The organism is Asanoa sp. NPDC049573 (genome assembly GCF_040676615.1).
Taxonomy (GTDB): domain Bacteria; phylum Actinomycetota; class Actinomycetes; order Mycobacteriales; family Micromonosporaceae; genus Asanoa.
Genome location: NZ_JBFAPI010000035.1, coordinates 32,943 through 41,260, shown reverse-complemented (window position 1 = coordinate 41,260; position 8,318 = coordinate 32,943). Strand labels below are relative to the sequence as shown.

Below are 8,318 nucleotides of genomic sequence, written 5' to 3'. Positions count from 1 at the left end.
CTCGCGGCGGGCCCGGATGGCGCTGTCGGCGATGAACCAGATCCCGCTGATGATCGCCGGGGCGCAACTCGGCATCACGATCTGCTCGCTCGGGCTGGGCGCGATCGCCGAGCCGGCCATCGCGCACCTCTTCGAGAGCCCGTTCCACGCCGCTGGTCTGCCGGAGGCCGCCCTACACCCGGTCGCCTTCGTCGTGGCGCTGATGATCGTGGTCTACCTGCACACGGTGATCGGCGAGATGGTGCCGAAGAACATCTCGATCGCCGGCCCGGAGACCTCGGCGCTCTGGCTCGGCCCGGCGATGCTGGCGTTCTGCGTGGCGACCAAGCCGCTGCTGGTCGCGCTCAAGTGGCTTTCCCGGCTGGTGCTGCGGCTCTGGCGGGTGGAGGCGACCGACGCGGTGAAGACGGTGTTCACCGCGGAGGAACTCGCCGGGCTGGTCTCCCAGGCGCGGACCGAGGGGCTGCTCGGCTCGGAGGAGCACGCCCGGATCACCGGCGCGCTGGCCCTGCACGACCGCACCGCGGCCGACGCGATGCGACCCTGGTCGTCGGTCACGACGGTGCCCGACGACGTGTCGCCGGCGTCGCTGGAGGTGCTGGCGACCCGCACCGGGTGGTCGCGCTTCCCGGTGGTGCAGCGCAGCACGCGGCGGGTGCTGGGCTTCGTGCACCTCAAGGACATCATCGGGTACGCCGGCGCGAGCCGGACGGCAGCGGTGCCGGCGGAGATGGTTCGCGGGCTCACCGTCGTACCCCCGGATCGCAGTCTTGCGGATCTTCTGCTTTCGATGCGGCGGGAGCGGCAGCACATGGTTTTGGTGAGCGACGGCCGGGCGCCGCTCGGAGTAGTGACACTCGACGATGTGCTAAATGCAGTTGTCGGACAGGGCAATTCGGGCTTTCCCGGCGGAGGTGCTACACCGCCCGTACCCGCCTGACAGCGTAGCGAATGCGGCCTTGCGTGCGCTTTCGCTTATCCCTAATGTGATGCTCCGGCGGCGTACCCCCCACGCCGACTCAGACTCACTACGGGAGGCATTCGCCTTGCGCGCGTCCCGGCCGTTTCTCAACGTCCTGCTGGCCGCCACCTTCGGTCTGGTTGCCGCTGTCGTGCCTGCTGGCCTCGCTGCCGCCGAACCAAGCCCGGCGCAGATCGAGGCGGAAATCGACAAGAAATGGGAGCAGCTCGAGCCCGTCATCGAGCAGTACAACAAGGTCCACTCCGACCTTCAGAAAAACCAAAAGAAGGCTAAAGACTTAGGAAAGAAAATCGAGCCGCTGTCGCTTCAGGCCGACATCGCACTCGACCGCATCGGCGTTTTCGCGGCGCAGCAATACAAAACCGGCGGCGGAGCCGGCCAGCTCGGAATGCTGCTCAGCGGTGCCAAGACCGGCGACCTGACCGACCAGCTCGCGATGATCGACCTGCTGGCCCGGCAGGAGAAGGCCCAGATCGCCGATGTCGTGGCCGCTCGCGACAAGTTCAACGCCGAGAAGACCAAGCTCGACGCGCTGGTCGCCGACAACAAGAAGAAAGACAGCGAGCTGTCGGCTCGGCGGAAGCAGATCGCGGCCGACATCAAGAAGCTCGAAGACTCGCTGCCGGTCACCCACGTCAAGGTGCCCGGCTGCCCGACCATCGAGACGAAGACGGTGGGCGAGGCCAAGGCGGTCAAGACCGCGTGTGCCCAGATCGGCAAGCCCTACGTGTTCGCCACGGCCGGGCCGAACACCTTCGACTGCTCGGGTTTGACGGAGTACGCCTGGGCCGCGGCGGGTGTCTCGCTCACGCACTACACCGGTGACCAGTGGGACGAGACCTATGCGGTGTCCTCACCACGTCCCGGTGACCTGGTGTTCTTCTACAGTCCGGTCAGCCACGTGGGTCTCTACATCGGCAACGGAAAGATGGTGCACGCGCCGCGAGCCGGCAAACCGGTGCAGATCGGCATCGTCAGCCAGCAGCCGGTCGCGGGCTACCGATCCGTGAAGAAACGCTGAGCTTGGTTTTTTGCGGGGCCCCGGTTTCGGGGCCCCGCTTTGTTCACTCCTCCGGGGCCGTCGGCCAGGTGCGCCAGTTCTGCCAGGCGCGGCTCGGGGTCGGCCCGCGCTGGTTCTGGTAGCGGGAGCCGTAGACCGCCGCGCCGTAAGGGTGCTCGGCCGGTGACGAGAGCCGGAAGATGCAGAGTTGGCCGATCTTCATCCCCGGCCACAGCATGATCGGCAGGTTGGCCACGTTGGACAGCTCCAGCGTCACATGGCCGGAGAAGCCCGGGTCGATGAAGCCGGCGGTCGAGTGGGTGAGCAGCCCGAGGCGGCCGAGGCTCGACTTGCCCTCGAGCCGGCCGGCGAGCGTGTCGCCGAGGGAGATCACCTCCATGGTCGACGCCAACACGAACTCGCCCGGGTGCAACACGAACGGTTGACCGTCGGGCACCTCGACCTGCGCCGTCAACTCGTCCTGCTGGATGGCCGGGTCGATGTGCGTGTAGAGGTGGTTGTTGAAGACCCGGAACAGCCGGTCAAGGCGCACGTCGATGCTGGACGGTTGCACCAGCGCGGGCTCGAACGGCTCCAGCGTCAAGGCGCCCGACTTGATCTCCGTGACCAGGTCACGGTCGGAGAGCAGCATTGAATCACCCTATGGTTCGTACGTATGTACGATAGAATCACTCCATGGCTTCCTGGTCTGAGTTCGCCGCTGATGAGCCGCGACTTGCGCGGGCGATCCACGCCCTCATGCACCAATACGGGCCCGGTCTGGGCTACCTGGCGACCGTCCGCGCCGACGGCGGTCCGCGGGTGCACCCGGTCTCGCCGGTGATCACTGCTGACGGGCTCTTCTGCTTCATCGTCGACTCACCCAAGCGGCGCGACCTCGAACGCGACGGGCGCTACGCGCTCCACTCGTTCCCACCCGAAAACAGCGACGACGAGGCCTACGTCGCGGGGCGGGCCGAGCCGGTCACCGACCCGCGGCGGATCGAAGCCATCGCCAGCACTCTGCGCGCCGAGCCCCGCGTCGACTGGAAGCTCTTCGAGCTCACCATCGAGGCGGCGATGATCGCCCGGCGCGACGCCGGCCCCGAGGTGCGCATCTGGCTCGACCCGGTCGGCCGCCGCCGATCATCCCCGCGCCGCCCGGCCCGGCGTTCCCGGGGCGTGTTGCAGGCCGTCAACTAGACGTGCGCCGCCGGCACCGCGGTCGGGGCTCGCGGTGCCGGCGGAGTTCTCTGAGTGCGGTTCTACGGTGCGCGGAAGGCGTCCCAGGCGCGCACCATGCGCTTCACCTGGCCCGCGGTGAACTGATACATGCAGGAGTCGTCGGTGTAGTCCATGAAGTTGTGGATCGGGTCCAGCCCCGGCGCGGTGCAGGTGTCGGCCCCGATCGGGCACTCAAACTGCGCGTCCGCCTCGGCCGGCGTGTCGGCCACGTGGTCGCCCTTGCCCTCGCACCCGTTCTCGAACGTGTGCATCAGGTTGAGCCAGTGCCCGACCTCGTGGGTGGCCGTGTCACCCTCGTTGTAGGGCGCCTCCACCCCACCCGGCAACGATTCGGAAAGAATCACGGCGCCGTCATACGCGGTGATGTTGCGCTTCGGGTAGGTCGCCCACCCGAGCAGCCCGGGGTCGATCAGCCCGACGTAGATGTTGAGTGTCTCCGGCCCACCCTCGCGCAGCTGGCGCTTCATCTGCCGCTCGGCCGGCGTCTCCGACAGGATCGGCGACCAGGCCGGGTTGACGACCCGGTTGACCTTCTTGAGCTTGAAGGCGAACGGCGCCGCCGCCCCACCCGTGAACCCGCCATAGGCCTGGTTGAGCACGTTGATCTGGGCATCGATCATCGACCGCGGGATGTTGCCGGTCGCCCGCGTCCCGTCGGCCGAGACGACGTGCACGACCACCGGAATCGCGATCGTCTTGCGCCGCTCGTCGGCCACGCCGCCGGTCCTGGCGGCGTAGGCGGCGTCGAACTCCGCCTCGGCCGCGGCCACCTGCGCCGCCGACAGGTCGTTGGGGTCCTGCCGCTGCACACCCTTCTTCACCTTGAGGTCGCTGCTGCTGCCACCACAACTCGGGTTGGTGACCGGCGCGGCGGCCCCGACCGGACTCGCGACACCGGCCGCGCCGGTGCTGAGCACGAGGGCCAGCGCCGCACCCATCGTCGCGGCCCGCGCCACCCACCGCGTTCCGTGAAGCGTCATCGACACACCTCTTCCTCCCCGTGGAACAGATGTGACGGACGTTACTCATGCGCGTGGATGGAAGGAACGGGCGCCACCCTCGCCGCAACCCTCGTCGTGCCCCTCAGTGCGCACACTGCGGCGTTTGGGTTAGAGTGGTGCCGCTCGCGGGTGTAGTTCAATGGCAGAACATCAGCTTCCCAAGCTGACAGTGCGGGTTCGATTCCCGTCACCCGCTCCATCGCTCATGTCCGCCGAGACCGCGGACATGAGCGATTCCTGCTCCGGGGCCGAGCCCCGGACACCCCACGGTCCGGTGGTTGCGGCTAGTGGGCAAGCCCCTCGTCACGCTCCCCCGTCGGCGTCGTGACGAGCTTTCGCTCGCCGGATGAGGCGCGGGGGCGCCTCGACGAGCTCTCCGTCTCCGGGATGCTTCGGCCTGCGTTCGCTCGGCCTGCGAGCCTGCGTTTGCTCGGCCCGCGTTTGCTCGGCCTCTGTTACTCGGAGCGCCTTGACCGCGGCGTCCATCGCGTCGGCGATCCGGCGGTCGGCCTCGGGGTTGGGTGTGCTGGATCCCGCGGTCAGCCTTGATTGGTCTGCTGGTAGATCAGCGCGGCAAGCGGGCTGCGTAGCCCATGTCCGCAGGCTTGCGCCCGGTGCCACGAAGCGAGGTCGGTGCCGGTGTGCAGGAGATCGTGGAAATGCAGCCGGGTGCACTGACGGATCTAGGGGTCGATCGCGGGCTAATGGCAACGCGGGACGCTCCACGTCGCTGCGTCGGACCGGGCCCGTGCCAAGGCCGGACGGGTGGCCCGCTATCAGACCGCACCGCTGTTGTTCCTCGGTCTGCAGCCGTTCCTGTGTAGGTCGGCCATTCTCGACGTCAAACTGCGCGCCAATCGCCGCGGACGCTGCTGCGGTAAGTATTGTCAGCTTCAAATGGGCCTCTAGGTCCGCACTCCCTTGCCGAGGGCCGACCATTGCGATAACTTCCTGCCCTGGTGCCGCCATGGGAGGGCAAGTATGTCTGAATTCGGGTATGCCACGGCGAAATACCGAGGCGAGCAACTGGCGACAACCGACCCGGTGGCGGCCGCGCTCGGCCGCGCTCCGCAGGTGTGGCCCGCGTTGTTCGACTGGGACGACGAGGATGAGTTCGGCGCGATCACGCGGGATAACGTATGCGGGTTGCTGTACCTGGACGCCCAGGATGAGATGACGTGGAATCTCGGAATCGATGAGCCAATAACGAGCGTCGTCAAGATTGAACCCGACGTGGCCGAGGATGACCTGCTCGAGCAGGCGCTTGCCGCGCAACCAGACATCGTTCGTGCTCGTCACGTCGACGTGGACTGGTTTCAGGTGAACACGGCCCGTCCTTTGCGGGCCGACGAGGTGCTCGCCCGGTTCATTGACGGGCTACATGCCGCGCACAACCAATCGGCTCAATTGCAGTAATGGCAACGGCCGTGCCATTCCCGTGCCATTAGGCAGGGCCACCACACGCTCATGCCCCTACGAACGCGGAACTCAGCGACAAGCCCCGGCGCGTCGATTCGGGCTCCGTCGGCGGTGCGCACCGTGATCGCTTCGTTACCTGGCGTAAAATTGCGGCGTGTCTCACCCGGTGCTTCTCACCGTTGACCAGGATGTGGTCGCGCTTCGTGATGTGGAGCGCGAGTTGCGCGAGCGCTACGAGCGGCATTACCGCGTGATGGGCTTTCGCTCGCCGGATGAGGCGCGGGGTTGTCTCGAAGAGCTTGCCCGTTCCGGCGACGAGGTTGCTTTGGTCCTTTCGGGACAGCCGCCCAGCATCGAACTGCTCGAAGCGGCCCGGCGCCTTCATCCGCACGCCAAGCGCGGCCTGGTGATCGCCTGGGGCGAATGGGGCGAACGAGAGACCGGCCGGGCGATCTTCGACTCCATGGCCCGCGGCCGCATCGACCACTACGTGCTGCGGCCGTCCGAGCCGCCGGACGAGGCGTTTCACCATGCGATCTCGAGCTTGCTGCTGGGCTGGGCAGACGCGCGACGCGCGATGCCCTACACCGTTCACATCGTCGGCGAGTCCTGGTCGGGCCGGGCATACGAGCTGCGTAACGCGCTCGGGCGCTGTGCGATCCCGCACTCGTTCTGCCTCGCCGATTCGGCCGAGGGGCGCACGCTGCTGGCCGACCTGGATCACCGGGAACCGCTGCCGATCGTCATCTTTCCCAACGGGAAGGTCCTGCTCGACCCCAGCAACATCGACCTGGCGCAGGCAACCGGCTCCGCGGTCAACCCGGACCGGATCGATTTCGACCTCGTCATCGTCGGCGCGGGGCCGGCTGGTCTGTCGGCGGCCGTGTACGGCGCGTCGGAGGGGTTCAACACGCTGGTCGTCGACGAGGGCGGCATCGGCGGCCAGGCGACGTCCAGCTCGCTGATTCGCAACTACCTCGGTTTCCCGCGCGGCGTCAGCGGGCGCCGACTGGCGCAGCGCGCGTATGACCAGGCCTGGGTCTTCGGAGCCAACTTCGCGTTCATGCAACGGGTGACAGGCCTCCGGCGCGAGGGCGACGGGCTCGCTCTCACCCTTTCCGACGGCGGCCTCGTGCGCGCCCGCGCGGTGCTGATCGCGATGGGCGCCGACTATCGCCGGTTGGAGGTCCCGGCGCTCGAGGCGCTCAACGGTGCCGGCGTCTTCTACGGCGGTCCGACCTCCGAGGCGCCCGCCATGGCCGGCCGCGACGTCTTTGTGCTCGGTGGCGCCAACTCGGCCGGCCAGGCGGCGGTCTACCTCGCCCGCTACGCCCGGAGCGTCACGCTGGTGGTGCGGGGCCGGTCGCTGGCCGCGGGGATGTCGCACTATCTGATCCGAGAGGTCGAGGCGACGCCGAACGTGACGGTCCGGCTCGGCACCGAGATCGTCGGCGGCGGGGGCAACGGCTCGCTGGAGCGCCTCGTGCTCCGCGCGGTCGACGACGGTGCCGAGGAGACCGTCGACGCCGACGGGCTCTTCCTCATGATCGGCGCGCGCCCACGCACCGAGTGGCTGCCGCCGGAGATCGACCGCGACGCGCAGGGCTTTCTCCTTACCGGAGAAGACGTTCGGGCGTGGCCGCTCGCTCGCCGCCCGTTCCTGCTCGAGACGAGCATGCCCGGGGTCTTCGCCGCCGGCGACGTTCGACACGGGTCCGTCAAACGGGTGGCGTCAGCGGTCGGCGAGGGCTCGATCGCGATCCCGTTCCTGCACGAGCTGTTCACTGCGGCTCAGCTGCAGCCGAGCGGGCGTCCGCAGAACGGCCGCTCACGAACTGTCGATGCGGAGTAGCACACTCTTCAGGCCAGCGTCGTTCGCCGGGAAGCGGGCGAACAGGCTGACCCTGGCCGGGGTCCCGGGGATCCGCACGTCGTAGGCGAGCACCCGCGACGCGAACGCTCCGGCGCGAGGCAAGACGTTCGGTGGTCCGAACGTGTCGTCCAGGTCGCGCCGGGTCAGCGTGCCGGCGGGGAAGCGCAGTTCGACGCTTGCGAGCCCGAGTTCGCCGGCGTCGACGAGGAACGCGCTGGCGCCCAGCGGCGGTGGGGTGGTGGGGACGCCCAGCGCGCGCAGGATCTCGGCCTCGCTCCCCGTCGCCACCGTGCACAAGCGTTCGGCCATCGCGCGCAGCCCGCCGACGACGGACTGCGGATCGGGCGTGACGATGCTGGCCAGGAACGGCGCGAAGAGGGTTCGCACGCGCGCGAGCTCCAGGCTGCCCGGCTCGACACCCCGCGCGTAGATCGCCAAGCCCTCGCTCGCGCGGCGCGCCGCATCGCCGAACCGCCGCTGACCGTGGAGCAGTTTCGCGTAGAACAACGTGTGCGTACCGAGGATCACGGGCCGGGTCGGCGTGGCCTGCTCTTCTGCCCGGATCGCCTCGATGATCCGCTGCTCGCTGCGCAGCTCGTCGCCGAGATCGAGCCAGAGCGACGCTATCGACGCACAGATGTCGGCCCGCACCGCCGGGGCGGCATCGAGGCCGGCGAGCATGCCGTCCGCGGCGGTGACAAGCTCGAGCGCCCGGCCGCGATCCTTGTCGACGCGTAGCCGTACGCGGGCTTCGGTGAGCAACGCCGCGATGGGCGCTCGTCGGTCCATCGCTCGATG

Annotated in this window: 8 protein-coding genes and 1 tRNA gene; 6 read left to right on the top strand and 3 right to left on the bottom strand. The window is 68.4% G+C overall.

What is annotated here, in order from left to right:
- Together AB0J74_RS37585 and AB0J74_RS37580 are read left to right on the top strand one after the other, a co-directional pair.
- On the top strand, window positions 1-940 hold a 940-nt coding region (locus AB0J74_RS37585; protein WP_363457639.1), incomplete at its 5' end, for a hemolysin family protein.
- A gap of 106 nt (window positions 941-1,046) precedes the next feature.
- Window positions 1,047-2,003 (top strand): NlpC/P60 family protein, encoded by a 957-nt coding sequence (locus tag AB0J74_RS37580; RefSeq protein ID WP_363457636.1) that lies wholly within the window; start codon window positions 1,047-1,049, stop codon window positions 2,001-2,003.
- A gap of 43 nt (window positions 2,004-2,046) precedes the next feature.
- Here the strand turns inward: AB0J74_RS37580 and dcd are convergent, their stop codons facing one another.
- Window positions 2,047-2,634: a dCTP deaminase gene (gene dcd, locus AB0J74_RS37575; protein WP_363457633.1), complete on the bottom strand. Its 588-nt coding sequence runs from the start codon at window positions 2,632-2,634 to the stop codon at window positions 2,047-2,049.
- Window positions 2,635-2,678: 44 nt separating this feature from the next.
- On the opposite strand from dcd, the gene AB0J74_RS37570 reads away from it, so the two are divergent.
- A complete protein-coding gene (locus tag AB0J74_RS37570; RefSeq protein WP_363457630.1) occupies window positions 2,679-3,185 on the top strand; it encodes a pyridoxamine 5'-phosphate oxidase family protein in 507 nt (168 codons plus the stop codon).
- Between the two features lie 62 nt (window positions 3,186-3,247).
- Here the strand turns inward: AB0J74_RS37570 and AB0J74_RS37565 are convergent, their stop codons facing one another.
- Window positions 3,248-4,207, bottom strand: coding sequence for a zinc metalloprotease (locus AB0J74_RS37565; protein WP_363457628.1), 960 nt, complete (start codon window positions 4,205-4,207; stop codon window positions 3,248-3,250).
- A 146-nt stretch (window positions 4,208-4,353) separates the two neighbouring features.
- Here AB0J74_RS37565 and AB0J74_RS37560 point away from each other — a divergent pair.
- The 3 genes from AB0J74_RS37560 (at window position 4,354) to AB0J74_RS37550 (ending at window position 7,499) form a co-directional block, all read left to right on the top strand.
- Window positions 4,354-4,427 (top strand) — tRNA-Gly (locus AB0J74_RS37560).
- A gap of 782 nt (window positions 4,428-5,209) precedes the next feature.
- Window positions 5,210-5,644 carry a hypothetical protein gene (locus tag AB0J74_RS37555; RefSeq protein WP_363457625.1) on the top strand — a complete coding sequence of 145 codons (435 nt, stop codon included), beginning with the start codon at window positions 5,210-5,212 and terminating at the stop codon, window positions 5,642-5,644.
- A 157-nt stretch (window positions 5,645-5,801) separates the two neighbouring features.
- A complete protein-coding gene (locus AB0J74_RS37550) occupies window positions 5,802-7,499 on the top strand; it encodes an FAD-dependent oxidoreductase (protein ID WP_363457622.1) in 1,698 nt (565 codons plus the stop codon).
- Here the strand turns inward: AB0J74_RS37550 and AB0J74_RS37545 are convergent.
- Window positions 7,476-8,282, bottom strand: a complete 807-nt coding sequence (locus tag AB0J74_RS37545) for a hypothetical protein (RefSeq protein WP_363457619.1) — start codon at window positions 8,280-8,282, stop codon at window positions 7,476-7,478. The two genes, AB0J74_RS37550 and AB0J74_RS37545, sit on opposite strands and share 24 nt — an antisense overlap.
- Window positions 8,283-8,318: the final 36 nt, after the last annotated feature.